The sequence below is a fragment of the Streptomyces sp. NBC_01294 genome (assembly GCF_035917235.1).
Classification (GTDB): domain Bacteria; phylum Actinomycetota; class Actinomycetes; order Streptomycetales; family Streptomycetaceae; genus Streptomyces; species Streptomyces caledonius.
This window is the reverse complement of record NZ_CP108423.1, coordinates 639,390-663,358: the sequence shown is the minus strand read 5'-3', so window position 1 is coordinate 663,358 and position 23,969 is coordinate 639,390. Positions and strand designations below refer to the sequence as shown.

At 69.2% G+C, this 23,969-nt stretch carries 25 protein-coding genes and 5 pseudogenes; 18 read left to right on the top strand and 12 right to left on the bottom strand.

The window, feature by feature from the left end; all coding sequences use genetic code 11:
• Positions 1-28: 28 nt before the first annotated feature.
• Positions 29-494, bottom strand: a pseudogene (locus OG534_RS03255) (Crp/Fnr family transcriptional regulator).
• Positions 495-674: 180 nt separating this feature from the next.
• Here OG534_RS03255 and OG534_RS03250 point away from each other — a divergent pair.
• Together OG534_RS03250 and OG534_RS03245 are read left to right on the top strand one after the other, a co-directional pair.
• Positions 675-1,160 carry a pyridoxamine 5'-phosphate oxidase family protein gene (locus OG534_RS03250; RefSeq protein ID WP_326586548.1) on the top strand — a complete coding sequence of 162 codons (486 nt, stop codon included), beginning with the start codon at positions 675-677 and terminating at the stop codon, positions 1,158-1,160.
• A 101-nt stretch (positions 1,161-1,261) separates the two neighbouring features.
• On the top strand, positions 1,262-2,128 hold the full coding sequence (locus tag OG534_RS03245) for a potassium channel family protein (protein ID WP_326586547.1): 867 nt from the start codon (positions 1,262-1,264) through the stop codon (positions 2,126-2,128).
• Positions 2,129-2,286: 158 nt separating this feature from the next.
• On the opposite strand, the gene OG534_RS03240 is transcribed toward OG534_RS03245, so the two are convergent.
• Positions 2,287-2,532 (bottom strand): BON domain-containing protein, encoded by a 246-nt coding sequence (locus tag OG534_RS03240; RefSeq protein ID WP_326586546.1) that lies wholly within the window; start codon positions 2,530-2,532, stop codon positions 2,287-2,289.
• Between the two features lie 286 nt (positions 2,533-2,818).
• Between OG534_RS03240 and OG534_RS03235 the strand changes: the two genes are divergently transcribed.
• From OG534_RS03235 to OG534_RS03195, 9 genes are all read left to right on the top strand, one after another.
• Positions 2,819-3,355: a hydrogenase maturation protease gene (locus OG534_RS03235; RefSeq protein WP_326586545.1), complete on the top strand. Its 537-nt coding sequence runs from the start codon at positions 2,819-2,821 to the stop codon at positions 3,353-3,355.
• 42 nt (positions 3,356-3,397) lie between these two features.
• A complete protein-coding gene (locus tag OG534_RS03230; protein WP_326586544.1) occupies positions 3,398-4,564 on the top strand; it encodes a 4Fe-4S dicluster domain-containing protein in 1,167 nt (388 codons plus the stop codon).
• 71 nt (positions 4,565-4,635) lie between these two features.
• Positions 4,636-5,046, top strand: a complete 411-nt coding sequence (locus tag OG534_RS03225; RefSeq protein ID WP_442807209.1) for a cyclic nucleotide-binding domain-containing protein — start codon at positions 4,636-4,638, stop codon at positions 5,044-5,046.
• Positions 5,043-5,849 (top strand): FAD/NAD(P)-binding protein, encoded by an 807-nt coding sequence (locus OG534_RS03220; protein WP_326586542.1) that lies wholly within the window; start codon positions 5,043-5,045, stop codon positions 5,847-5,849. The genes OG534_RS03225 and OG534_RS03220 overlap by 4 nt, the downstream gene beginning before the upstream one ends.
• 1 nt (position 5,850) lies before the next feature.
• Positions 5,851-6,669, top strand: coding sequence for an oxidoreductase (locus OG534_RS03215; protein ID WP_326586541.1), 819 nt, complete (start codon positions 5,851-5,853; stop codon positions 6,667-6,669).
• Positions 6,666-8,030 (top strand): Ni/Fe hydrogenase subunit alpha, encoded by a 1,365-nt coding sequence (locus OG534_RS03210; RefSeq protein ID WP_326586540.1) that lies wholly within the window; start codon positions 6,666-6,668, stop codon positions 8,028-8,030. Before OG534_RS03215 ends, OG534_RS03210 begins: the two co-directional genes overlap by 4 nt.
• Positions 8,031-8,367: 337 nt before the next feature.
• Entirely contained in the window at positions 8,368-9,243 is an 876-nt protein-coding gene (locus OG534_RS03205; RefSeq protein WP_326586539.1) for a universal stress protein, read from the top strand.
• 103 nt (positions 9,244-9,346) lie between these two features.
• Positions 9,347-10,822: a bifunctional aminoglycoside phosphotransferase/ATP-binding protein gene (locus OG534_RS03200; RefSeq protein ID WP_326593443.1), complete on the top strand. Its 1,476-nt coding sequence runs from the start codon at positions 9,347-9,349 to the stop codon at positions 10,820-10,822.
• Positions 10,823-11,190: 368 nt separating this feature from the next.
• Positions 11,191-11,382: a hypothetical protein gene (locus tag OG534_RS03195; RefSeq protein WP_008734969.1), complete on the top strand. Its 192-nt coding sequence runs from the start codon at positions 11,191-11,193 to the stop codon at positions 11,380-11,382.
• A 291-nt stretch (positions 11,383-11,673) separates the two neighbouring features.
• On the opposite strand, the gene OG534_RS03190 is transcribed toward OG534_RS03195, so the two are convergent.
• The 7 genes from OG534_RS03190 to OG534_RS03160 all read right to left on the bottom strand — a co-directional run bounded on the left by OG534_RS03190 (position 11,674) and on the right by OG534_RS03160 (position 16,466).
• Positions 11,674-12,330: a CBS domain-containing protein gene (locus OG534_RS03190; protein WP_326586538.1), complete on the bottom strand. Its 657-nt coding sequence runs from the start codon at positions 12,328-12,330 to the stop codon at positions 11,674-11,676.
• A 9-nt stretch (positions 12,331-12,339) separates the two neighbouring features.
• On the bottom strand, positions 12,340-12,966 hold the full coding sequence (locus tag OG534_RS03185; protein WP_326586537.1) for a CBS domain-containing protein: 627 nt from the start codon (positions 12,964-12,966) through the stop codon (positions 12,340-12,342).
• A 12-nt stretch (positions 12,967-12,978) separates the two neighbouring features.
• On the bottom strand, positions 12,979-13,587 hold the full coding sequence (locus OG534_RS03180) for a CBS domain-containing protein (protein ID WP_442807208.1): 609 nt from the start codon (positions 13,585-13,587) through the stop codon (positions 12,979-12,981).
• 246 nt (positions 13,588-13,833) lie between these two features.
• Complete coding sequence (locus OG534_RS03175; RefSeq protein ID WP_326586535.1) at positions 13,834-14,493, bottom strand: CBS domain-containing protein; 660 nt, start codon at positions 14,491-14,493, stop codon at positions 13,834-13,836.
• A gap of 55 nt (positions 14,494-14,548) precedes the next feature.
• The gene (locus tag OG534_RS03170) at positions 14,549-15,418 is read right to left on the bottom strand and encodes a universal stress protein (protein ID WP_326586534.1); all 870 of its coding nucleotides are present in this window, start codon (positions 15,416-15,418) and stop codon (positions 14,549-14,551) included.
• 359 nt (positions 15,419-15,777) lie between these two features.
• A complete protein-coding gene (locus OG534_RS03165; protein ID WP_326586533.1) occupies positions 15,778-16,212 on the bottom strand; it encodes a CBS domain-containing protein in 435 nt (144 codons plus the stop codon).
• A gap of 53 nt (positions 16,213-16,265) precedes the next feature.
• Positions 16,266-16,466, bottom strand: a complete 201-nt coding sequence (locus OG534_RS03160; RefSeq protein ID WP_266616581.1) for a hypothetical protein — start codon at positions 16,464-16,466, stop codon at positions 16,266-16,268.
• Between the two features lie 591 nt (positions 16,467-17,057).
• Here OG534_RS03160 and OG534_RS03155 point away from each other — a divergent pair.
• From OG534_RS03155 to OG534_RS03145, 3 genes and pseudogenes are all read left to right on the top strand, one after another.
• Complete coding sequence (locus OG534_RS03155) at positions 17,058-17,477, top strand: CBS domain-containing protein (RefSeq protein ID WP_326586532.1); 420 nt, start codon at positions 17,058-17,060, stop codon at positions 17,475-17,477.
• A gap of 669 nt (positions 17,478-18,146) precedes the next feature.
• Positions 18,147-18,350 (top strand): annotated as a pseudogene (locus tag OG534_RS03150) (DUF1918 domain-containing protein); the annotation flags it as partial.
• A gap of 114 nt (positions 18,351-18,464) precedes the next feature.
• A pseudogene (locus OG534_RS03145) lies at positions 18,465-20,198 on the top strand (GAF domain-containing protein).
• A 14-nt stretch (positions 20,199-20,212) separates the two neighbouring features.
• On the opposite strand, the gene OG534_RS03140 reads toward OG534_RS03145, so the two are convergent.
• The 3 genes from OG534_RS03140 to OG534_RS03130 all read right to left on the bottom strand — a co-directional run bounded on the left by OG534_RS03140 (position 20,213) and on the right by OG534_RS03130 (position 22,127).
• Positions 20,213-20,905: a response regulator transcription factor gene (locus tag OG534_RS03140; protein WP_326586531.1), complete on the bottom strand. Its 693-nt coding sequence runs from the start codon at positions 20,903-20,905 to the stop codon at positions 20,213-20,215.
• A gap of 72 nt (positions 20,906-20,977) precedes the next feature.
• Positions 20,978-21,622, bottom strand: a complete 645-nt coding sequence (locus OG534_RS03135; protein ID WP_326586530.1) for a CBS domain-containing protein — start codon at positions 21,620-21,622, stop codon at positions 20,978-20,980.
• Between the two features lie 40 nt (positions 21,623-21,662).
• Complete coding sequence (locus tag OG534_RS03130; protein ID WP_326586529.1) at positions 21,663-22,127, bottom strand: Crp/Fnr family transcriptional regulator; 465 nt, start codon at positions 22,125-22,127, stop codon at positions 21,663-21,665.
• Positions 22,128-22,308: 181 nt separating this feature from the next.
• Here OG534_RS03130 and OG534_RS03125 point away from each other — a divergent pair, with 181 nt between their 5' ends.
• The 4 genes and pseudogenes from OG534_RS03125 to OG534_RS03110 all read left to right on the top strand — a co-directional run.
• A complete protein-coding gene (locus OG534_RS03125) occupies positions 22,309-22,593 on the top strand; it encodes an SHOCT domain-containing protein (protein ID WP_326586528.1) in 285 nt (94 codons plus the stop codon).
• 156 nt (positions 22,594-22,749) lie between these two features.
• Positions 22,750-23,154, top strand: a complete 405-nt coding sequence (locus OG534_RS03120; RefSeq protein ID WP_326586527.1) for a pyridoxamine 5'-phosphate oxidase family protein — start codon at positions 22,750-22,752, stop codon at positions 23,152-23,154.
• 127 nt (positions 23,155-23,281) lie between these two features.
• Positions 23,282-23,473 (top strand): annotated as a pseudogene (locus OG534_RS03115) (SulP family inorganic anion transporter); the annotation flags it as partial.
• Between the two features lie 120 nt (positions 23,474-23,593).
• Positions 23,594-23,755, top strand: a pseudogene (locus tag OG534_RS03110) (pirin family protein); the annotation flags it as partial.
• Positions 23,756-23,969 lie beyond the last annotated feature (214 nt).

Sequence of the window (23,969 nt, the reverse complement as noted above, 5' to 3'; positions counted from 1 at the left end):
TGGGGGTTCAGGTGCGGGACACCGGCCGTCAGAGATAGCTGCCACTGCCGTGCGGGGCATAGAGATCGAGCAGCCGGATGCGGGCGGCGTGCAGCCGGTGCGCGAGCACCTGCGCGACCCAGTGGCCCATCGCGGAGCCGAAAGCAGGGTCGGCATCCATCATCGTGCGCACCGCGGCGGCGTCGAATTCGTACGTGCGCACCGGCGTCGTGGCCACCGCGCCCCAGTCTCCAGGCACTGGGCTGCAGCATCCACGAGCACCCCACGAGTTCGCCCGGTCCGAGCCTTTCGATCACTGCCGGCTGCCTGCCGGGCACATGCACGTCCAGGGCGACGATGCCGGTTCGGACGATCCAGAACCTGTCCGCCCGGCCACCCTCGTTGAAGAGGCGGGCGCCCTCGGGGAAGTTGACCTCCCGCGCGATGTCCATCAGCCGGGAACGGTGCTCAGCCGGCAACGCGCCGGCGATCTTCGTAGGGGGAGTGGTCCTCATGGCGGCCTCCGGTCGATTCCTATTCAATTCTGTGCGGCTCCACAGGCACTGGTCATGGGCCGACCGGCCCCCGATTCCGCAGGACAGGGGACCGTTCGGCCCTGGCACGGCACGCGAGGAGGCAAGGACGCTGGGTGAAGCCGACACCGACACGATGCGGTCGGAGCGGAGGGCCGTGTGATGGATCACGAAACCGCCTGGAGGCCCGACCGCGGCCCCGTCCTGGACCCGATGCCGTCCACGGAGCAGCTGGACCGCTCTGAAGCGCTGCGGCTCCTGGGCACCGTGCCGCTGGGCCGCATCGTCTTCACCCACCAGGCGCTGCCGGCCATCCGACCGGTGAACCACGTGGTCGAGGGGGAGGACGTGATCGTCCGGCTCGACGAAGGCGCTTCGCGCGCGTCGCTGGTGGCGATCCCCGGCACACCCGGCATCGTCCTCGCCTACGAAGCCGACGCCATCGACCCCGACACGCATCTCGGCTGGAGTGTCGTGGTGATCGGCTACGCCGAGCTCGTCGAGAACCGCAACGACGCCGAACGGCTTGAGGCGCTGCTCGACCCGTGGACGAACCAGCCGATGGCCGGCGTGCTGCGCATCCGGGCCGAACTCGTCACAGGGTTTCGCCTGGGGCCGGAACCTAGGCCGATTTCCGCCGCCGGGTGAGTCCCGGCGCTGCTTCTGACACCTGGCGACGGCGTGGGCTGCGATCAGCGGCTACGGAGGTGCGCGAACCTGGGCTGAACGCGGTGGAAAAGGGGTGCCGGATGGATTGGCTGGTGACGGTCACGGGCGCGGCCCTGGTCCTGCTGATCCTGCGGGACGTGTTCCACACGCTGTGGCACCCGACGCGTCACGGAGGGCTGAGCCGCCTGGTCATGACCACACTGTGGCGGCTGCCGTCCGTCTTGGGCACCCGTCGCACGGCAGCCGGCCTGGCCGGCCCGCTCGCCATGGTGTCCGTCGTCGCCCTGTGGGCCCTGACCGTGGCGGCGGGCTGGGCGCTGATCTACTGGCCTCACATGCCCGAGGCGTTCGTGTACGCGGGCGGGTTGCACCCCGACGATCATGCGAGCCTGCTGGACGCGACCTACGTCTCGCTGGTCACGCTTTCCACGCTCGGCCTCGGTGACGTCGCACCCGCCGAGGGGTGGCTGCGCCTCCTCGCACCCCTGGAGGCGCTGGTCGGGTTCGCCCTTCTGACGGCGACGGTCTCGTGGATCCTCGGCATCTATCCGGCTTTGGCGCGCCGCAGGGCGCTGGCGTTGCGGCTCTCCCACCTCTCCCGTACTCATCCCTCGAAGGAACAGATCGACTCCCCGGCCGGGGCGGCCATGCTGGACAGCCTGGCCACGGCGCTGTCCGTCGCAGCGGTCGACTTCCTCCAGTACGCGGAGTCCTACTACTTCCACGACGGCGACGACCGGACCTCCCTCGCCCACCAGATCGGCTACGCCCTCGACATCGCGGATGAGGCTTCGGAAGCCGGACACCGGGATGTCCGGCTCGCCTCCACGGTGTTGCGTTCCGCCCTGGAAGACCTCGCGAGCATCCTGGACGAGCGCTTCCTGCATACCCATGGCCCGCCCAGGCAAGCTCTCGATGCGTTCGCGCGCGACCACGGGCACCGGTGACCACGCCCTGCCGTGAGTCTTCCGGCGTGGACGACGACCTCGACCGTCACCCCGTTTCGACGCCGCGGCGTCGACACCGCGCTGCCCGGAAGACTCCGTCGAGGTCCGGACCGGCGATGTGCTCGTGGTGAAGACTCCAGGTGCAGCACGTGCGGGCCTCATACGGCGATGATTCGATCGGTCACCTCCTTCACGCCGTCGATCTTGCGGATTTCGGCAAGCATTCCGGCCGCGTTGGTTCCGCCCGCTGAACCGGTGAGCGTGACGTTCCCCGCGTGCACGGAGACCTGGAAGGTGTCCGCGGCTTCCGGTGCCGTGGAGCGCACTACAGCCTCGATCTCGGCGCGCAACGCGTCATCACCGGCCAGGGCCTCGAGCAGGGCGTGCCGGAGGACCGTTCCCACCAGGTGTCCCTCGGTCGACGACAGGGAGGTGCTTGAGAGGGGACAGACTTGCCGGCCAGGCCGCCTCCGCCACGGTCGCGCCTGGTCGCACGATGATGGCCGGAGCGGTCATGAGCAGCTCCGCCGTCTCCTTGCGGGCCTCGCCGCTCAGCGGTACTTCGCGGTACCGGGCGAGGACCCCAGGCAGGGGGCTGCGCCGTGCGCCGTTTGCCCCATCGCGCAGGACTCCGTTCCGCGAGTAGGGCAGGCTGTGCCGGGAGACGCCCGAAGAGGGAAGCGGGTACCTATGAAGCCGCTCGCCGGCACGGCGGTCATCGGGATCGGCAACGAGTTCCGGCGCGATGACGGGGTGGGGTGGGCCACCATCGCGTTGTTGTGTGAACGGCAAGCACGGCGACCTCTCCCCTCCGGTACTGAGCTCGCCCGGAGCGACGGAGACCCCGGCCGCCTGATGACCCTCTGGGAGGACAAGGCCCTCACGCTCGTCATCGACGCCTGCTTCCCACCTGCGGCGCAGCCCGGGCGGACACACCGGTGGTGTGTGGCCCCGGGCGAGATGCCGCACCTGGCTGCCGCAGGCAGGCAGAGCACCCACGGGCTGGGGCTGGCCGAGGCCTTGTGCCTCGCCGACCGTCTCGGGCGCGGCCCCGGCCGCCTCATCGTGTACGCGATCGAGGGAGCGGACCGCTCGCTGGGCACGGGGCTCACCCCGGCGGTGGCGGCCGCCCTGCCGCTTCTGGTCCGGCGCATCGAGGAAGACGCCAGATTGCACGGCGAGCGAACTCGCCGGACCAGGTTCGAACCCGGGAGCCCGCTGGCCTGACATGCTGTCAGATCCAGGCGCGTGGAGACCGAGAGGCGAACCATGACCGATGCTTCGGATGCCGGAGCCACCCTCGACCAGGCCGAGGCGGTTCTCGACCGCGACGGTCTGGCCGCGCTCGTGCGTGTCCTGAAGGCACGCGGCCGCACGGTGATCGGCCCGACCGTGCGCGACGGAGCGATCGTCCTCGACGAGCTGGAATCCGCCGATGCCCTTCCCTACGGGTGGGGGGTCGAGCTGGAGGCGGGTCGGTATCGGCTCCACCGCCGCGAGGACGGGGCGGCCTTCGCACACAGCGCGGGACCCCAGTCGTGGAAGTCGTTCCTGCACCCGGAGCGCGTCCGCCAGTGGTCTGCGGACCGCGGGCCGGACGGTGCGGCGGTCGTCCGCGAGGAGAAACAGGAGAGCCTTTCGTACGCGTTCCTCGGCGTGCGGCCCTGCGATCTGCGTGCCATTCAGATCCTGGACCGGGTGATGAGCGGAGGCCGGTACCGGGATCCCGCCTACCTCTCCCGGCGGACGGGCGCCTTCCTGATCGCGGCCGAGTGCACCGAGCCGGGTGCCACCTGCTTCTGCGTCTCGATGGGGAGCGGGCCAGCCGTCGACGCCGGGTACGACCTCGCCCTCACGGAGGTCGTGGACGATGCCGGTCACCGCTTCCTGTGCCGGAGCGGGAGCGAGGAGGGAGCCGCGGTCCTCGCGGAACTGCCGGGCCGGAGCGCCGATGGCTCCACCCGAGCGGCTGCGACCCAGGCCGTGAGCGCCGCCGCCGAACGCATGGGCCGCTCCATGCCGCCGGTGGACCTGCGCACGCTGATGCGGGACAACCTGGAAGCGGAGCGCTGGGACGACGTCACCGCCCGGTGCCTCAGCTGCGGCAACTGCACCATGGTCTGCCCCACCTGCTTCTGCACCACCACGGAGGACGTCACCGACCTGACCGGCGATCACGCCGAGCGCTGGCGCCTCTGGGACTCCTGCTACGACCTGGACTTCTCGCTCCTCCACGGCGGCCCGGTCCGGTCCACCCCGCGCAGCCGCTACCGCCAGTGGCTCACTCACAAGCTGGGTACCTGGCACGACCAGTTCGACAGTTCCGGCTGTGTCGGATGCGGCCGGTGCATCGTCTGGTGTCCCACGGGCATCGACCTCACCGAGGAAGCCCACGCCCTGCACCAAGAGGCCACGCAGCGGGAGAGCACGCCGTGACCTCGCATCCGGTTGGGTCTCCCGGTGAGGGGGTGTTCGCCGCTCTGACGGCGGAGCACCGCGGGAAGCTGATGGCCCTCGCCCGTGAAGTCGCCCTTCCGGGCGGCACGCGGATCTTCGAGGAAGGGGAGAAGGCCGACCGTTTCTGGATCATCCGCTCGGGCACGGTCGCGCTCGATGTCCACATGCCGGGCCGGGGGCGAGTGGTCGTCGAGACCATCGGTGCGGGCAGTCTGCTCGGCTGGTCCTGGCTGTGCCCGCCTCGGCAGTGGCACCTCGCGGCCGAGACCCGGGACCCCGTCCGTGCCTGGGAATTCGATGCCGCGGCCGTCCATGACCTGTGCGCCGAGGACACGGCGCTGGGCCTGTCGCTGGTCACCGTCGTCGCTGAGACCATCGGCGACCGGCTTCGAGCCACCCGCACCCGGCTGCTCGACCTGTACGGACCGCCGGGATCGCAGGGGAGCGGGCCGGTGCCATGACGCTCACTCCCCTTTCCTACCGCGTGGTGGACCGCCGCGACGAGACGCACGACACGGTCACGCTCGTACTGGAGCCTGCCGCGAATGCTGTGAAGCCCTTCGCACCCGGCCAGTTCGCGATGCTGTACGCGTTCGGTGTCGGCGAGATCCCGGTGTCCGTGTCCCGGATCGCGGACGGGCACCGGCTGACGCACACGGTCCGCGCCGTCGGGGCCGTCTCGCGCGCACTGTGCGGCCTGCGGACCGGCGGGTGGGTCGGCGTGCGCGGTCCCTTCGGCACTGCCTGGGACTCGGCCGCCGCTCACGGCAACGACCTGCTCGTCATCGCCGGAGGCATCGGGCTCGCTCCGCTCCGTCCCCTCGTCGACGCCGTTCTGGCCGAGCCGCACGCGTTCGGGCGGCTGAACGTCCTTGCCGGTTCCCGAACACCGGCCGATCTGCTCTACCAGGACGAGTTTCCCGCCTGGGAAAAGCCGTTCGCCGCCGTCACGGTCGACCGGCCTGCCAACGGCTGGACCGGCCGAGTCGGAGTCGTTACCACGCTGCTCCGCGAGGCCCGGTTCACACCCTCGGACACGGTGGCCTTCGTCTGCGGGCCCGAGGTGATGATGCGCGCGACCGCACGCGCGCTGATCCACCAAGGGGTACGTCCCGACCTCATCCGGGTCTCCCTCGAACGCAACATGCGCTGCGCCACCGGCCACTGCGGACACTGCCAGCTCGGCCCCCTCCTTCTCTGCCGCGACGGCCCGGTCGTCGGCTACGACCAGGCCGAACCCCTGCTCGCCGTCCGGGAACTGTGAGATGAGCACCCCCACCCCACCCCAGCCCCCTGCCCGCCCCCGCCTCGGCGTGTTCAAGTTCGCCTCCTGTGACGGCTGCCAGCTCACCCTCCTCGACTGCGAGGACGAACTGCTCGGCATCGCCGCCGAACTGGAGATCGCCCATTTCCTGGAGGCGTCCAGCGAAGCCGCGCCCGGACCGTACGACCTCGTGCTCGTCGAAGGCTCGGTCAGCACACCCGAGCACGTGGAGCGCATCCGGCGCATCCGCGCCGATGCCCGCCACCTCGTCACCATCGGGGCCTGCGCCACGGCCGGCGGCGTGCAGGCGCTGCGCAACTACGCAGATGTCGAGGGGTACCTGGCGACCGTCTACGCCCGCCCCGACTACATCGAGACCCTCGCGACCTCCACGCCGGTCTCGGCCCACGTACCCGTCGACTTCGAACTGCGCGGCTGTCCCATCGACCGCGGTCAGCTCGTGGAGGTCATCACCGCGTTCCTCGCCGGACGCAAGCCCGCCATCCCGAACCACAGCGTCTGCTTCGCCTGCAAACGGCGCGGCAACGTCTGCGTCACCGTCGCCCACGGCACTCCATGCCTCGGCCCCGTCACCCACGCGGGCTGCGGGGCGCTGTGCCCGACCTACGGGCGTGGCTGCTACGGCTGCTTCGGGCCGGCCGGAACCACGAACCTTCCCGCGCTGGTCCCGCTCATGCAGCGTGACGGGATGAGCGAGGAGGACATCGGCAGGTTCCTGCACACCTTCAACGTGACCGCCTTCACCGCCGTGGAGGAGCAAGGACAGCCCGGCGTGACCGACGCTGAAGGACCGGGATGAGCGACCCCGCGCCCCGATACCAGGAGCTGCGCATCCCCTCACTCGCCCGTGTCGAGGGTGAGACCGCGCTGCACCTGAGGATCCACGACGGCACGGTCACCGAAGCGCGGCTCAAGATCTACGAGCCGCCGCGGTTCTTCGAAGCCTTCCTCCGGGGCAGAGCCCACACGGAGCCACCCGACCTCACCTCCCGCATCTGCGGGATCTGCCCCGTCGCCTACCAGATGAGTGCCTGCCGTGCCATCGAGGACGCGTGCGGCGTTGTCGTCGACGGACAACTGGCCGCCCTGCGCCGCCTGCTGTACTGCGGCGAATGGATCGAGAGCCAGACGCTGCACATCCATATGCTGCACGCACCGGACTTCCTCGGCGAGGACGACGTGATCGGTCTGTCCCGCTCCTATCCGGAGCACGTCAAGCGCGGACTGCGCTTGAAGCAGACCGGTAACGCCGTGGTCGAACTGCTCGGAGGCCGGGCCATCCACCCCGTCAACGTCCGGGTCGGAGGCTTCCACCGCGCTCCGCCCCGCGCCGAACTCCGCCCCCTGGAAGAACGGCTGCGCACCGCCCTCGACGACGCCTGGGACACGGTGCGCTGGGTCGCCGGCTTCGAATTCCCGGACGCCGAGTGCGACGCCGACCTGCTCGCCCTCGCCGAGGAGGGCACTTACGCCATCGAGTCCGGCGTGCCCACCGTGCTCCCGTACGACGAGACGCTCCCGCCCTACAGCTTTCCCCTGCGGGACTTCACCGACCACGTGGCCGAGGAGCAGGTCTCCCACTCCACAGCCCTCCACTCCCGTTTGGACGGCCGTAGGCATCTCACGGGCTCCCTGGCGCGCTGGGCGGTCAGCGGCTACCTGCTGTCCCCGCTGGCCCTGGAAGCGGCACGGGAGGCCGGGCTGGGCGACCCCCTGTCGCGCGCAGGTGTCGGGCGGGCAGAGGTCTGCAGGAACCCGTACCGAAGCATCCTCGTCCGGTCGGTGGAAGTCCTGTACGCGGTGGAAGAGGCCCTCCGGATCATCGCGGAGTACGAGCGTCCGGCCAGCCCGTACGTGGAGGTGCCGGCCCGGGCCGGCATCGGGCACGGTGCCACGGAGGCGCCGCGCGGCCTGCTCTACCACCGCTACGCGTTCGACGGCGGGGGGCGTGTCACGGACGCCCGCATCGTGCCACCGACGGCCCAGAACCAGGGCGCCATCGAGGAGGACCTGCGCCGGCTGGTCCAAGCCGGGCTCGATCGGGGTGAGGGCTCGGAGGCCGAGCTCACCCGGCTGTGCGAGCGGGCCGTCCGCAACCACGACCCGTGCATCTCGTGTTCGGCCCACTTCCTGGAACTGGACATCGAGCGCACCCACTGATCCCGCCCAGGCGTGACCGGCTGTCCGGGCGAGGTTGCGGCCCGGGCTTGCGGCCGGTCTGCAGGTGTCGTTACGTCGGATGGCGGCGTCGGAGCCGACCGGCAGCCGCAGCCGCATGCAGGCTCGCCTCTGCCTTCTGCGCGCTGTCGGGAGGCTTCAGGTGCTCCTCGGATGAGATACGGCCGTGTGCTCGGCGCGTTGGCACAGATGCTTCATCGAGTACCGCTTACGGTCGCTTCACGGCTACCGGCGCGAGCGCGGGGACGACAGGGCTCCGGCCGGCCGGAACCGGACACCTCACCGCCATTCCAGTCACCTACCAGACGGAGCAGCCGGCATGGAGCCAGTCGTCACTGTGGGCCTCGACGGCTCACCCGAGAGCCTCGCCGCTGCCCGTTGGGCCGCTGACGAAGCCGACCGCCGCAAACTCACGCTGCGCCTGTTGCACGCGTGGCCCCTGCTGGCTCCGGAACCGACCCACGTCCCCTCCGAGATGGATCAGAACTACTGGGCGAAGCGGATCGTGCACAACGCGAAGGCGGAGCTCCAAGCGCGCCACCCGGGCCTGACCATCGTCGGCAACCTGGTCGCCGAGGATGCTCAGGAGGCGCTGCTGAAAGCGTCAGCGGAGTCCGAGATGACCGTGCTCGGTTCGCGAGGACTGGAGCCCGTCGAGAGCTATTTCCTGGGCGACATCAGCATGCCCGTCGTCGCACGGGCCGAGCGGCCGGTGGTCCTGGTGCGCGCCGGGACGCGCGAAGAGGGTCCGCCGTCCGCTCCAGGTGCCTCAGGCGGCGTTGTGGTGGCATTGAAACTGCACGGTCCGTGCGACGACCTGCTCGCGTTCTCCTTCGCCGCCGCCGCGGCCCGGGGCGTGCCCCTGCAAGCCGTCCACGGCCGGAGCGTTCCCCTCCACGCGCACGCTCCCTGGGGCACGGACCACGACGTGACCGAGAAGATCACGCAGGACGCGCAGAAGCTCCTGAGCGACGCCCTTCGCCCCTGGCGCGAGAAGTTTCCGAGCGTGGAGGTAACTCCCGGTATCGGTCTTGAAAGCCCTACCAAGGCCGTGGTGCGGGCCGCAGAGGGCGCAGGACTACTGGTCGTCGGCCGACGCAGGCACCGCCCTGCCCTGGCACCCCCATTGGGTTCCGTGGCCACCGCCGCGATCCATCACGCGCGCTGCCCCGTCGCCGTCATTCCCCATGACTGAGCCGAGCCACCACGAGGAGCCGCCGGCGCCGGCGCACCGGACCGACGCGTCCGCGCTCCGGACCGGCACCGGCCTCCAGGTTCCGCCACTACCGCGCGCAGAGGTGTGCGAGACGCACACCGCGGTCCTGTTCTTCGTCGGTGACCGCGCCTACAAGCTGAAGAAGCCGGTCGACCTGGGGTTCCTCGACTACACGACCACGGCGGCCCGGCGGGCCGTGTGCGAACGAGAAGTCGCCCTCAACCGTCGCTTCGCCCCTGATGTCTACCTGGGCCTGGGTGAATTTCGCGGACCGGACGCGGACACGCCCGAACCTCTCGTGGTGATGCGCCGCATGCCGGCGGAACGCCGCCTGTCCCTGCTCGTGAGTCAAGGCGCCGACGTCGACGAAGCCCTGCGGTCTGTCGCACGCCTCCTTGCCTCCCGTCACGCGGACGCGCCCCGCGGCCCGGACATCGACGAGCAGGGCAGGCGGGACGCGCTGTCCGCGCGCTGGGAAGCAAGCTTCACGCAGGTCAGGGGACTGACCGAGGACGGCCAGCTGCTCGACGGGGTGGAGGAGACCGAGCGCTTGGTGCGTCGCTATCTCGCCGGCCGCGAGAAACTGTTCGACGCGCGTATTGGGCAGGGGCGGGTGGTCGACGGCCATGGCGACCTGCTCGCCCAGGACATCTTCTGTCTCGACGACGGCCCCCGCGTCCTGGACTGTCTGGAATTCGACGACCGCCTTCGCTCCGTCGACGGTCTCGACGACGCGGCCTTCCTCGCCATGGACCTGGAGCAGACGGGTGCCCCGGAGGCCGCGGCGTTCTTCCTCGCCCAGTACAGCGAGTACTCCGGCGACCCCGCACCGCCGTCCCTATGGCACCACTACGTCGCTTACCGCGCGTTCGTCCGTGCCAAGGTCTCCCTGATCCAGGCAGCTCAAGGCGCCCGCGGCGCGCATGCGGCAGCGCGGCGACTGGTCACCACGACGCTGCGCCACCTGCGTACCTCCGCTGTCGGCCTGACCCTCGTCGGCGGCCTCCCGGGCAGCGGAAAGTCCACGCTCTCCGGCGCACTGGCCGATCGCCTGGGCGTCACGCTGCTCAGCAGCGACCGCCTCCGCAAGGAGCTGGCAGGCATGCCGGCGGAGGAATCCGCGGCCTCCGACTACGGCGAAGGGCTGTACACGCCCGAATGGACCGCGAGGACGTACGCGGCCCTGCTCGACCGGGCGTCCGCCCTCCTGTCCCGCGGCGAGTCCGTCGTCCTCGACGCCACCTGGTCCGATGCGGGACAGCGCGAAGCCGCCCTGCGCATGGCCGAACGCGCCAGCGCCGACCTGGTGGCCCTGCACTGCCAGGCTCCGGGCGAGGTGTCGGCCGCACGCCTGAGCACCCGCGCCCCCGGGGCGTCCGACGCCACCCCCGATGTGGCCAGGGCCATGGCAGCCACGGAGCCGCCGTGGGACGAGGCCGTCCCCATCGACACCGGCGGCCCTTTGGAGGCCGCGGTCATCCAGGCGATGGCGGCCGTACGCCCGTACGGCGCCGGCCAGGCCCCGGTCTTCCGCCGCCCCTACATGGAACCGGACTGAGCAGCGTGGCGAGCCTGTGTGCAGTCGCCCGCTCGCCGCAACGAACGTCCTGTTCCAAAGGGCCCGGGCGAGCCGGTGGTCCCAGCACGAAGCCAGGGCGGCTGATCACGACGACCGGGTGAATCAGGGTCTCTCCGGCATGACGCACGTGCAGGGGGAGGTAGTGCGGCCTCTATTGCCGGTGCCGGCCCGGCCGGAGAGAAGAAGCGCGAAGCGGACGGCCGCGGTGATTGCTTTGCCCTGCGGCAGATCTGTCTCGCCCCCGGCAAGAGCAGGTGCCGAATGCCTCCGGTGGACCCGCCCCTTGGCATGGCGCACAGTGGCACGTGACGCCGTACACCCGCTGTCTTGATCACGGAGGCTTTGTCATGACCCAGAGCACCCCTTCCGAACAGGACCGTTTGTCCCTCGTCGAAGCACAGGTGCAGACGCTCGCCCAGGCAGTGCGGGCACTGGCCGAAGGGTTGGAGGCCAACCCCTCACAGGAGACAGAAGGATCGGCCCACGCGGCGCGCGGCGCACGGCTCGCTCATGAGCTTCTCCTGGCCCAGGGCCTGTAGTGCCACTGGGAGGACCGCATGGTGGAAGGCGACGAGGGGGGTAGGAGACGTCCACTCCCTCCTCATCGGCACAGCCGCTCGAGGAGCCGCCCAGTGGGCGGCTCCGGGGCTTTCCGTGGATCAGTAGAGGCTGGCGACGATTCGATCGTTCATGATGGCTTCCCCATGCATGGGGGATGACCGGGATCCACTTGACGGGCCACGTTCACCGTGAGGAGGGGATGGTTCGACCGCGCCGACGTGCTGACCGGCCGCGGGATCCGGAGGTACTCGACACGGTGGTTGGCTCGCTCAGGCTGAGGGCGTGTCGTCGATGGCGTATCCGAGACGTGAGGTGACGGAGACCACGCCGTCCACGGTCCGGCAGAGGCGTTCGATGAGTGGGATGAGGCTTTTGTAGTCGACCGTTCCTTGCAGCTCGACCCGGCCGTCGGTGACGCCCACGGTGATGGCCGAGGGGCTCTGGCGCAGGCTGAGTTCGAGCACGTCACCCATGATTTCGTGACGGATGTCCTCGTCGTCCCGGAGGAAGATCCGTAGCAGGTCCCGTCGGCTGACGATTCCGATCAGTACGTCCGCGTCGTCCACGACCAGGAGCCGCTTGACTCCTTGTGCTTCCATCAACCGGGCGGCTTCGGCGACGGTCCAGTCGGGTCTGGCGCACACGGGGGGCGAGGACATCAGCTCCTCGGCGCGCGTACCTGCGGCCTTGTCCTCCTGCCAGGCCTCCCGTTCGGGAAGTGACCTGAAGTAGTCGCTTTGGCCTGCGGATTTCGGCAGCAGGTCCCGTTCCGAGATCACGCCGAGCGGGTGGCCGGAATGGTCGACGACTGGGACGGCCGACACTTTGTGTTCCGTCAGGGTGCGGGCGATCTCCTTGAAGGGGGCGTTGTTGGGGACGGTGACGACCTCGCGGGTCATCAGCTCGCGGACTTCCCGATGCTTCATGCTCTTCTCCTACCGCTCGGTGGGCGTTCGAGCGCCGACCGACACGTCGTCCTGTGCGTAGTCGAGCCGGTTGACCACGTCGACGACGCCGTCGACGCTCTGGCACAGGCGCAGCACGATGGGGACCAGGCTGCGCCGGCTTACGGTGCCGCTGAGGGTCACCAGCCCGTCGGTGACCTCGACGGTCAACGACGACGGGCTGAGCCCGAGGGTGTGGGTCACCACGTCTTCGAGGATTTCCTCCTGGATCGCGTGGTCCCTGCGCAGGAAGAGCTGGAGCAGGTCGCTGCGGCTCAGGATGCCGATCAGTCGGCCGGCGGCGTCCACCACGGGCAGCCTCTTGACCTGCCGCCCCCGCATGACCCGCGCTGCGCGGACGACGCTCCATTCGGTCTGTGCGGTGATGGCGGGGCTGGTCATGAGATCGGCGGCCGTGTTCGTGCCGCTGCCGGAGCTGCGCTTGCGCAGCAGGTCGGCCTCGGAGACGACGCCCACGGGACGTTCGGCCTCGTCCACCACGGGCACGGCGGAAATGTCGAACTCCTTGAGGAGCCTGGCGATTTCCTTGAACGGGGTGCCCCGCTGGACGCTGACGGCTGTCGGGGTCATCAGGTCGGCGACGCTGCGGTGCCTCATCGTCGGCCTCCCTCACGTGCGGACTTCGGCGTCGAGGCGCACGGCCGTGACGTCCACTACCCCCGGTACGGTGCGTGCGACTCGGACCAGCACGTCCTTCAGGGCCGGGTCGGGGATGGAGCCGTCCAGATGCACGATGCCGTCGGCCACATGCACCTGGACCATGGCCGATCCGGCGGGGATGAGCTCTGCCATGATCAGTTCGCGGAGCTCCTCGGCGATGTCGGCGTCGGGGCGGAGGTAGATCTTGAGGAGGTCGCTCCGGCTGACCACGCCGACGAGGCGGCCGTCGCCGTCGACGACGGGGAGCCGCTTGAGGTGGCCGCGGGCCATCAGACGGGCGGCGCCGGGGATGGTGGCGTCCTTGGTCACCGTGACCGCCGGTACGGTCATCAGCTGCCCGGCGGTGACTGCCCGGGACTCGTCCGTGCCCTGGGCCTTGAGCAGCAGATCCGCTTCGGATACCACGCCGGCGACCCGTCCTTCCTCCGACAGGACGGGCAGGGCGCTGATCCGCCACTGCCGCATGGCCTCCACGACGTCCTTGAACGGTGCTCTGCGGTCGACGGAGATGACGGCATGAGTCATCACGTCCTCGACGGTGCGAAGCTGCTTCATGATGCCTCCAGTAGCGGCGTCTTGATACATCCGATCGTGGACACCTGTGCCCGCCTGGCGGTAGGGCCGTCAGGGGATCACTTCGGGCTGATTGGCCCTGTTCTCCAGGTGACGGGCGTACTTCATGAACGGATGAAATTGACGGCAAGGGTCCCTGGGAGGATGCGGAGAAGCGGCTGGCGGCCGTGCACCGCACGATCGGGATCCGCGAGAAGCAGGCGGAACTCTTTCCGCCCTGTGTCGCGGGGGTCAATGCGTGGCATGGCGAGGGTCGGCAACTGGAGACAGGTCGTCGATCGCGTAGCCGAGGGCTTGGTCCACGCTGACGACCCCGTCGACCGACTGGCACAGTCGTTCGACAATCGGAATGGTTGACCGCTCCTGGACCTGGCCGCTCAGGGAGACGACCCCTTCGTTTACGGTCACGGCAACGCCTCCCGGGGTCATCCTGAGCGTCCGGCCCAGTACGTCGTCGACGATTTCATCGCGGATGGCGTCGTCGCGACGGAGCATGGGCCGCAACAGGTCGGTGCGGCTGACGATGCCCACCAGGGTTCCGGTCTCGTCGACCACCGGCAGACGCTTGACACCTCGCTCGTGCAGGAAGCGGGCCGTCTCGACGATGCCCCACTCCGGACGGGCGGTCAGGACCGGGGTGGACATCAGATCGCCGGCGGTCCGGGCGCCCATGGAGGCACGGTCCATGGGCGCCGCGGCGCGCATGGGGTCGCGCCCTTCGGTATCGGGCAGCCCGGCCTGCCTGCGAAGCAGGTCGGCTTCGGAGACGATGCCGATCGGATGGTGACGGGTGTCCACGACGGGCAGGGCCGAGACCCCGTTGTCATCGAGGCTCCGGGCGACCGTTTTGAGTGACGCTTCAGGGGCGGCCGTGGCCACGTTCCTGGTCATGACGTCTGCGACAGTGCGGTGAGACATGGTCCGATCTCCCTTGTGAGTAGGTCCGTCAGTCGTGAGCGATGACCGCGACGGGGGCGGCGGCGTGGTGCAGGACCGCGTGGGCCACGGACCCCAGATGCGCCCCCAGAGGCGAGCGGCGCAGATGGCGGCCCACCACGACGAGGTCCGCGTTCGCTGCGGCTTGGACGAGCTGGTCGCCGGCGGGCCCCATGAACGCCTCGTGGGTGACGCAAACGGACGGGAACTTGTGCCGCCACGGCATCAGCATGTCGTCGAGCATCACGGTGACACTCCGGCCGACCTCCCGCTCGTTCTCCGGGTCGAAGAAGGGCGCGTACTGGTACATGGAGGGCAGCTTCCAACCGTGGACCGCACGCAGGGCGCAGCCGCGACGGTCGGCTTCCTCGAAGGCGAAGGCCAAAACCTTGTCCGCTGCCTCGTGGATGTCGATCCCCAGGACGATCTCCCCGTACCGGACGGGCTGGGCCTCCTCGGGCGCGTCCGACACGCGTACGAGTGCCACCGGCGTCTCGGTGGCCGCCAGAGTCGACAAGCTCACCGAGCCGATGAGGAATCCGACGAGACCTCCCACCCCGCGGGAGCCGAGTACGAGCAGCCCGGCGTCCACCGCCTCCGCGGCCAGGGCTGCCGCAGGCCTGCCTGAGAGGCATCTCGTCGAGACCTCCAGCCCGGGATGCCGGCGTCGCACGTCCTCCAATGCCTCGGTGAGCGCCTCGTCGGCCCAACGGTCGGCCGCTTCGCTGCCCAGCCCTGGTACCGCGGGACTGATCAGCCAGTCGACAGCGTGGACGAGCCTCAGCGGCACGTCCCGCAAGGCCGCCTCCCGGGCGCCCCACAGAGCCGCAGCCCGGCTCTCGCGAGAGCCGTCCACGCCGACGGTCACATGGTGCTTCATGGCCAGAACCTCCTTGGGCGGCGCGGGACGGCGGTCCTCTTCCAGCGTCACCTGCGGCGCGATGACCGAGGAGGGGCCGAGTGGCCCCATGTGGGACCGATCAGCCCCCCGCTACTCCATGGAGGCGCGCGAGGCGACGTAGTCCGCGCAGCCGTCCAGGGTGTTCACCGCCGGATAGTCGGACTCGGGCAGGGCGAGACCGGTGCGCTCGCTCAGCGCCTCGATGAAATTTGAGGGAGTCGAGCTGTCGGCAAACCGCCGTGCGCCGGCGCGCCCATACTCGGGAGGGGGGAGTGATCCGTCGCAGGCATCGTTCTCCGCGGCCGGGACAAGGCGTGTGTGAGGGCGAAGGCACACGTTCAGGAGGGCGGCCCGGGTGGTTCCTCGAGGACGCTCCACGCGACGGGACCGAGTAGGTCCGCCACCCGCTGGAAGACGTCCATCAGCAGGTCATCCACGGTCAGCATGCCCACCACCTGGCTTCCGTCCAGCACGGGCAGGCGGCGGACCCCAGTTCTCCGGAAGGTCCGGTACGCCTCGTGGATGTCGTCGGTCGCATTCACGGTGACGACTGGGGATGTCATCACCGCATCCACCGGCTCGCCCATATCCAGGCCCTCGGCCAGCGCGCGCAAGGCCAGGTCACGGTCGGTGACGATACCCCGAAGCGCCCCACCTTCCGTGACCACCACGGAACCGATCCCGTACTCGCCCATCTGCCGGGCCACCTCACCGACCGGTGTCCGCGGAGGAATCGTCACTGCTGGTGCGCTCATTCGATCGGATACGTTCATCGTTCAGCTGCTCCCTGAAGCCTGCAGCCCGTGGGGCAGCAGGAGGTTGGAGTTCATGCTGCGGCTTCGGTGTCCACGGGCCGTTCTGACAGCCGCCCTTCCAGCATGCCGTCGGTCAGCTGCACGGCGCGATGGCCAAGGGCGTTGAGGAGCCGAACGGCGTCGTGGGGCAGGACGCAGTACTCGCTGCGGCAGTAGGCGACGACTTCGGAGCTGGGCGGCAGTTCCGCCTGGCCCGACGTGGCAGCGGGCACCCGTCCGGGTGAGAGAACCACGGCTGATCGGCGGGTGCGCAAGCGGTCACGCCCCTGGTCTCCCGAAGCTGCCGCGACTTGCAATGTAACTCAGCGTGTCATGCGGGCCTTGGCCTCGGACTTCCAGCGTCGCCACTCGGATGTTCTTCCGCTCGGACTGCGCCATCGCCGCGAAGCGCAGCGCGCGGGGCATGAGCGTTGAGTGCGTATCCGGTTCGGAATGTCGTGGGTGGGGTGCTGTGCCGCCCGGGCCGGCCCGGCAACACGCACCGACAGGAACTACCTCGATGCCGGCCCGTGTGTCCGGCCGGGGGCGGTGCCGAAGCCACCCATGTGGCCGCAGGCTTTCACTGGTGGCCCGAGTTGACAGTCATCACCTCTCGTTTAGGCCGAATGGTCCCCTCAAGGGACCCGATGGTCTCAAGACCGTTCTCCAGGCCAGGCGCAGATTGGAGGAGTCCCTGTTGGGCGCTCGAGCCCAGGGCAGATGAATCGAGGAGGGGGAAACTTAGGCACAGCGTGTTCCCGGACCCTCAGAAAAGGTCACTCGGAGTTCCGTGCTCTGTCACCACAACCAACCAGGAGGCGGCCGTGACGACCGCGCGAGAGATCATGCACGAGGGCGCGTCCTGCGTCCGCGAGGAGGAGACGCTCATGGACGCGGCACGCCGCATGAGCGAACTGGGAGTGGGAGCACTCCCGATCTGTGGGCCGGATGACCGGCTGCACGGCATCATCACCGACCGTGACATCGTGATCAAGTGCCTGGCCAAGGGCAAGGACCCGCACCACATGACGGCGGGCATGCTGGCTGAGGGCAAGCCGTTCACGGTGGCCGCGGACGCGGACAGCGGACAGGTCCTGCAGATCATGCAAGAGCACCGTGTCCGACGACTGCCCGTCATCGAAGACCACCGGCTCGTCGGCATGATCAGCGAAGCCGACCTGGCACGCCATCTGTCAGAAGACCAGGTTGGGCACTTCGTCGAAGCCGTCTGCGCCGTCCCTTGAAGCCCTGTGCGGGCGGGTAAGGGATCTGGGGCCCGGCTGGCTGGCAGCTCACGTGCTACGCCGGGCGGCCCACCGGCGGACCCCAGAACTGCCGATTGGAGAGACCGTGACGGCACATGCGACTCCACTCGGGGAACTCGTGGCAGCTCCCCCTGAACCGGTCTGTCGTGGTCCGAGTGGCACGCTGCCGACGCGCACGACGCCGACGCCTCCTCCCGGGGATCCGGGGAGGGACCAACCCGGGCTGCGTCCCATACACACCATCCGGGTGCTTGATCTCTTCGGCTGATCCGTCGGCCTCGTGTCGGAGATGTGCAGTGACTGTGGCGCGGCCACGGGGACGGCCGGCGCAACGCGTGACAAGAGACGGCACTGCTTGCAGCGACGCTGCTCCGTCCGAGGAAGCGGAGCCGCGCGGACACCCAGCTCCGCCCCAGGGCGTCGACATGGCATCCGCCGATCGCGGCGAAGAAGCCGCTGCCGAGCGCCCGCCCACGTGCCGGCGGCCGCGCGTAGTGGCCAGGTTGAGAAAGTACATCGCGGGGCCGAGGGCCGAGGCACCGGGGAGGCCGACGCGTTCGGCGACCGCCGGTGCCCAGGTCCGTCGTATGCGCAGGAGCAGAGCGTCCTCCTTGCAAGACGATGAACCCTGACACCACAGGAAGCGGCATCCATGCACACCTGGGGGACCAGATGGTCGTGGGCGGCCCCACGGTCGGCAAGCCCGGCCGTGACGGCGAAGTCGTCGGACTGCACCATGACGACGGCACTCCGCCGTACGACATCCGCTGGTCGGACACCGGCCGCGTCACGCTCTACTTTCCTGGTCCGGATGCCCACGTCAGGCATTTGGGCGACGCCGAGGGAAAGCCGGCAGACCGCCAGGCACAGCGGCGGCCGCGCACGTCTCCGAAGTGAACCCATCGCAACGCGGGGCTACCGTGGAGAGAGACGTCAGTTCCATTCCCGCGTGCCCTTGGAGGTGCCGTGGTCGGGGAGGGCCACGACACCCCGCGCACCCCGCTGCCCCGTCTGAGGCTGGATGAACTGCTCGACGAACTCCAGGTACGGATAGATGAGGTACGCGGCACCCGGGACCACCTGAACGGTCTCCTGGAAGCCGTCATGTCGGTCGGTCGTGAACTCGACCTGCCGCAGGTCCTGACGGGGATCGTGGAAGCTGCAGTGGTACTTGTGGACGCGGAGTACGCGGCCCTGGGAGTGATCGGGGATGACCGCAAACTCGCGGAATTCCTCCCCGTCGGCATCAGCGACGAGCTGCGTGCCCAGATCGGTGATCTGCCTTCCGGGCACGGCATCCTCGGAGAGCTGATCCGTCACCCCGAACCGCTGCGCCTGACGGAACTGTCCGACCATCCGGCCTCGTACGGTTTCCCGGCCCACCACCCGCCCATGCACACCTTCCTCGGAGTGCCCATCCGGGTGCGCGAGGAGGTGTTCGGCAACCTCTACATGACCGAGAAGCGGGGCCGGGCGGACTTCGACGCCGAGGACGAGGCCGTCCTGTCGACTCTGGCTGTCGCGGCCGGAATCGCGATCGAGAATGCACGGCTCTTCGAGGACGTCCGGCTCAGAGAACGCTGGCTGGAGGCCAGCTCCGACTTCACGAACGAGCTGCTGTCCGGCTCCTCCTAGATCCAGGTATTGGAAGGGATGCTGGAGCGGGCCCGCGAGATCACTGCGGCCGACATGGGCGTCTTCTACCTGGTCGGCCCGGGCGGCGAGCTGCGCGGCTCACTGGCCGTCGGCGAGGGAGCCGAGGCACATCGGGGCATCGTGCTGCCGAGCAGTGAGGGAACCCTTGCCGCAGCGGCCCTCGCCCAGGACGGATTGATCACGGTCCCGGACGTCGAGAGCGACGAGCGCGTGACCGTACAGCCGGAGCGGTGGAAGGGCTTCGGGCCCGCGGTAGCGGTGACGGTGGGCACCAAGGAGCGGCTGAGCGGCGTACTGATGCTGGCCCGTCGACGCGGTCGCGCACCGTTCGCGGCTACGGAGACCTTGGCCTTGCCTGGCTTCGCGGGGCAGGCCGCGATCGCCCTGGAGCTTGCCGATCGCCGGCGGGACGCGGAGCAGATGAGTCTGCTCGAGGACCACGACCGCATTGCCCGGGACCTGCATGACCTCGCGATCCAGCGGCTGTTCGCCACTGGAATGACCTTGCAGAGCGCCCAACGCTTCGTGGAGCACCCCGAGGCGTCCGAGAGGTTGAGACGGGCCATTGACGACCTCGACACCACCATCAAGATCGTCCGGTCGACCATCTTCGGCCTTCGAGAACACGAGATGCCGGATGCGGAGCCGAAACTCAGGCTCCGCGCAGTCCGAGCGGTTGACGAGGCCGCTGCCGTGCTGGGCTTCGCCCCCGCCTTGCGGATGGAGGGGCTGGTAGAAACCGACGTGCCAGTGTCAGTGGCCGATGAGGCGCTGGCCGTGATCGGTGAGGCGCTCAGCAACGTCGTTCGGCACGCCCGTGCCCGGCATACGGAAGTCTCCATCGCGGCGGTCGACGGCGTACTCGTGGTCACCGTGACCGACGACGGCGTCGGAATCCCAGAACATGGGCGCCGCAGCGGGCTCCGCAACCTGGCCGAGCGGGCAGAGAAGCTGGGCGGCCGACTGACCGTCTCGACACGAGGCGCGGCGGGACACGGCACCCGCCTCGAATGGACGGTTCCCTTGCCCAGGGCCGACGCCTGACCCCGTAGCGGTTGTCAGGGCTTGCCCGCTTCGTGCTCGTGTACTTGGGCGGCGATGACCGCGGCTTGGACCCGGCGTTCGACGCCCAGTTTGCCGAGCAGCCGGGAGATGTGGTTCTTGACGGTCTTCTCGGACAGATAGAGCTGCTTGGCGATCTGCCGGTTGGTCAGGCCGCTGCCGATGAGTTCTAGGACGGCCCGCTCGCGCTCAGTGAGCGCGGTGAGGCGCTCGTCCTCCGGCGGCTTGGCGGCTTCCGGGTCCCGCAGTGAGTGCATGAGCCGGGCGGTGGTTGCGGGGTCGAGCATCGACTGCCCCGTTGCGACCGTCCGCACGGCGGCGACCAGGTCGGATCCCTTGATCTGTTTGAGCACGTAGCCGGCGGCGCCGGCCATGATCGCGTCGAGGAGGGCGTCCTCGTCGTCGAAGGACGTGAGCATGAGGCAGGCGAGCTCCGGCATGCGCGAGCGCAGCTCGCGGCAGACGGTGATGCCGTCGCCGTCCGGCAGCCGTACGTCCAGGACCGCCACGTGCGGCCGCAGGGCCGGACCCCGGGCTAGAGCCTGCTCGGCGGTGGCGGCCTCGCCCACCACTTCGATGTCGGGTTCGGCGTCGAGGAGGTCGTGCAGCCCCCGGCGGACGACCTCGTGGTCGTCCAGGAGGAACACCCTGATGGGCGCCTCCGCAGAAGCAGCCGGTGTATCGGACATCCACGCCCCTGAGGTCGGTGTACGTCTCAGTCGCATTGTCGCAGGAAGGGTCGGAAAGTACCGGGGAGCGGGTCATACGGCCGTACCGACCGGACCTGCGAGCTCCATCCGCACGTCCACGACCCCTTCGACGGCGCGGGCGGCGCGGGCGATCAGAGGTGCCAGGGCGCGGTCCCGTAGGTCGCCCCGCAGGGTGACGACGCCCTCCTCGACCGTGCAGTCGATGCCTACCGGGGGAGCCAGTTCCGCGAGGACGGCATTGCGGACCTCGTCTTCGATTTCCTCGTCGGGCCGCAGGAACACCTTGAGCAGGTCACTGCGGCTGACGACGCCCTCCAGCAGGCCGATGGCATTGACCACCGGCAGCCGTTTCACGCCCTTCCTGGCCATGATGCGGGCGGCTTCGGTGATCGTGGCGTCCGGGTGCACGGTGACGGCAGGGCTGGACATGAGCTCCTCGGCGAGCACTGCTCCGGCCTTGGACGCCTCCTCCATCTGCTCGGGCAGTCTCGGGTCGTTCCGCCGGAACTCCTCCTTGGGCAGAAGATCGGCCTCGGAGACGACGCCCACGACCCGGCCCTCTCCTTCGAGTACCGGCAGTGCGCTGACCTTCCACTGATGCATCAGCTCGACGATCTCCTTGTACGAGGCCTCGCGGCCGATGGCCACGGCGGTCTGGGTCATGACATCGCTGACGGTGTACTGGGATGCGGGCATGGCCGGCTCCCTCACATGATCTCGATGGGGAGGATCCGGTTCACAGCGAGTTGCCGCTGCCATGAGGCGCGTAGAGGTCGAGGAGCCGGACCCTGGCGGCCACGAGCCGGTGGGCGAGCACCTGGCCCACCCAGTGGTCCATGGCGGAGCCGAATCGGGGGTCGGCCTCCATCATCGAGCGCACGGCGGCCGCATCGAACTCGTGGGCGCGTACAGGGCTCGTCGCCTCCGCACCGAAGTGCCAGGTGTAGGGAGGGAACAGCCAGGACCAGCCGACCAGCTCGCCGGAACCAAGCGCCTCGATCACCGCTGCCTGTCTGCCGGGCACGTGAACGTCGAGGCCGACCGTGCCGGATCGCACGATCCAGAACCGGTCGGCGTGGCCTCCCTCATTGAAGAGGCGGGTACCTACGGGAAAATCGACCTCACGCGCGATGTCCGTCAGACGGGCGCGGTACTCCGCCGACAGGGCGTTGGCGATCCGGGTGGGGGAAGGTGTGCTCATCGCGGCCTCCGTTCGAGTCCGCCTTCAGTCTGGGACACGGCAGGGCTGCGGGGATGGGCCGATCGGCCCTGGTCGTGACCCCGACGGGCCCATGCCCTGACGCCGCAGGCCGGTGGACAGTAGGAACACGCGGACCTGCCCTGTGGCCGAGTCCCAAGCCGTTGCCCCAGGAGCGTGAACCATGTTCTGGTACGAACACGGAATGGGCGGATGGGGCTGGGTCGCCATGTCGTTCAGCATGGTCCTCCTCGTGGCTCTGGCCGTCATGGCAGTCGTTCTGCTCCTCCGCAGCGTCGACCGTTTCCCCTCAGGCCCGGTAGAGCCCCGCACTACGCCTTCCGCCAAGCAGGTGCTCGCCGAACGGTTCGCCCGAGGGGAGATCGACGAGGCAGAGTTCGAACGGAGTCTGACCGTGCTGCGTGAGCACGGGCCTGGTCGAAGCCGGCCCGGACCGGGAGAGGGCTGAACCCGGCCCTACGAGAGGGAGGCAAGGCGCGTCAGGAAGCCTCCCGGTCTCGCGATCAATCGGGAAGAGGGAGCCGAGCAAGGGGCGCGAACGATGAACCACGAAGCGACGCGGCGACCAGATCTCAGCAGCCCGGATGGGGCGCCAACTCGGAGCATGAAGCCGTTGGATCGAAGCGAAGCACTGAGCCTGCTCGGCACGGTATCGCTGGGACGCATCGTCTTCACCGAGCATGCTCTCCCGGCCGTGAGGCTGGTCAATCATCTCGTGGACGGGGAGGACATCGTCGTCCGGCTCCAGGACGGCGGAGCGCTCGCATCGCTCGTGGCGACGCCCGACGCCCCCGGGGTCGTTGTCGCCTACGAGGCAGATGTCGTGGACCCCGAGACCTGCCTCGGCTGGAGCGTCGTCGTCACCGGCTACGTCTCTCTGGTAGCCGAGGAGGACGGGGCCGACCCGTACGCGGCGCTGCTAGTGCCGTGGGTACGTCAGACGATGACCAGGGCCCTGCGCATCAGGCCGGATCTTGTCACGGGCTTCCTGCTCGACGCGGCCGAGTAGTCGCCCCCGGACCCCTGGTCGGCGGCTTACGTGTGAAGTAGAGGCCGACGGGCGGGACCTGGACTGTCGGTGCCCGTGAGGTAGGGGCGCTCGCGGGATGCTGTGGGCAGCGGCGAGAAGGAGTGCCATGCCCGAGCGTCTGAAATCTGCCTTCGAGCCACCCGCTCTGGCCGGCTACCAGCGCAGCTGGTGTCGCGGCGACCTGCTCGCGGGTATCACCGTCGCCGCGTACCTCGTGCCCCAGGGCATGGCCTACGCGGTCGTGGCTGGGCTGGCGCCGGTGGTAGGCCTGTGGGCCGTCCTGCCGGCGATGGTCCTGTAAATACTTGGACATGTTTCGGAGGAAAGGTGCCGCTGGGTGAGGCGCTGATGCTGACTTTTGCTGACTTCCAGGAACCCATAACGCCCTGACCTGCGGAAATTCCCAGAGGTTTAATGGTTCTGGAACTGGATCGGACGGTCCCAAGAGGACATCGCACAGGCCCGCGAAGACTGGATCAACGGCACCCGCTACGGCGAGGTGAAGGGCTACGACGGCCCTCCGATTCCGGCTCCAGAGCTTCCCGCAACTCGCCTGAAACCTCGGGGTCGTGTGCGCTGACCTGTGTTGATGCCGGAAGCGGGGTCGCGTGAGTGGCAAGTGTGAGCTGCTTGGCCCAACAGGCGGGCGCTCGTAGATCGGCCCCACTCAGGGGTGCCTGACCTGCTCGTCGGCCCGGAACGCGGCGTGGACACCCCGCAGCACCTCCCACAGCGCCTCGCCCTCGCCTGGCAGTGCGGATATCGCGTTCGTCGTACATCTAGCGGCCTTTGTG

Excerpts from the sequence above, each read along its gene's own strand:
- OG534_RS03250 (WP_326586548.1), top strand. The coding sequence starts at position 675 with ATGGATCACGAAACCGCCTGGAGGCCCGACCGCGGCCCCGTCCTGGAC.
- OG534_RS03245 (WP_326586547.1), top strand. The coding sequence starts at position 1,262 with ATGGATTGGCTGGTGACGGTCACGGGCGCGGCCCTGGTCCTGCTGATC.
- OG534_RS03235 (WP_326586545.1), top strand. The coding sequence starts at position 2,819 with ATGAAGCCGCTCGCCGGCACGGCGGTCATCGGGATCGGCAACGAGTTC.
- OG534_RS03230 (WP_326586544.1), top strand. The coding sequence starts at position 3,398 with ATGACCGATGCTTCGGATGCCGGAGCCACCCTCGACCAGGCCGAGGCG.
- OG534_RS03225 (WP_442807209.1), top strand. The coding sequence starts at position 4,636 with ATGGCCCTCGCCCGTGAAGTCGCCCTTCCGGGCGGCACGCGGATCTTC.
- OG534_RS03220 (WP_326586542.1), top strand. The coding sequence starts at position 5,043 with ATGACGCTCACTCCCCTTTCCTACCGCGTGGTGGACCGCCGCGACGAG.
- OG534_RS03215 (WP_326586541.1), top strand. The coding sequence starts at position 5,851 with ATGAGCACCCCCACCCCACCCCAGCCCCCTGCCCGCCCCCGCCTCGGC.
- OG534_RS03210 (WP_326586540.1), top strand. The coding sequence starts at position 6,666 with ATGAGCGACCCCGCGCCCCGATACCAGGAGCTGCGCATCCCCTCACTC.
- OG534_RS03205 (WP_326586539.1), top strand. The coding sequence starts at position 8,368 with ATGGAGCCAGTCGTCACTGTGGGCCTCGACGGCTCACCCGAGAGCCTC.
- OG534_RS03195 (WP_008734969.1), top strand. The coding sequence starts at position 11,191 with ATGACCCAGAGCACCCCTTCCGAACAGGACCGTTTGTCCCTCGTCGAA.
- OG534_RS03190 (WP_326586538.1), bottom strand. The coding sequence starts at position 12,330 with ATGAAGCATCGGGAAGTCCGCGAGCTGATGACCCGCGAGGTCGTCACC.
- OG534_RS03185 (WP_326586537.1), bottom strand. The coding sequence starts at position 12,966 with ATGAGGCACCGCAGCGTCGCCGACCTGATGACCCCGACAGCCGTCAGC.
- OG534_RS03175 (WP_326586535.1), bottom strand. The coding sequence starts at position 14,493 with ATGACCAGGAACGTGGCCACGGCCGCCCCTGAAGCGTCACTCAAAACG.
- OG534_RS03170 (WP_326586534.1), bottom strand. The coding sequence starts at position 15,418 with ATGAAGCACCATGTGACCGTCGGCGTGGACGGCTCTCGCGAGAGCCGG.
- OG534_RS03165 (WP_326586533.1), bottom strand. The coding sequence starts at position 16,212 with ATGAACGTATCCGATCGAATGAGCGCACCAGCAGTGACGATTCCTCCG.
- OG534_RS03140 (WP_326586531.1), bottom strand. The coding sequence starts at position 20,905 with ATGTCCGATACACCGGCTGCTTCTGCGGAGGCGCCCATCAGGGTGTTC.
- OG534_RS03135 (WP_326586530.1), bottom strand. The coding sequence starts at position 21,622 with ATGCCCGCATCCCAGTACACCGTCAGCGATGTCATGACCCAGACCGCC.
- OG534_RS03130 (WP_326586529.1), bottom strand. The coding sequence starts at position 22,127 with ATGAGCACACCTTCCCCCACCCGGATCGCCAACGCCCTGTCGGCGGAG.
- OG534_RS03125 (WP_326586528.1), top strand. The coding sequence starts at position 22,309 with ATGTTCTGGTACGAACACGGAATGGGCGGATGGGGCTGGGTCGCCATG.
- OG534_RS03120 (WP_326586527.1), top strand. The coding sequence starts at position 22,750 with ATGAAGCCGTTGGATCGAAGCGAAGCACTGAGCCTGCTCGGCACGGTA.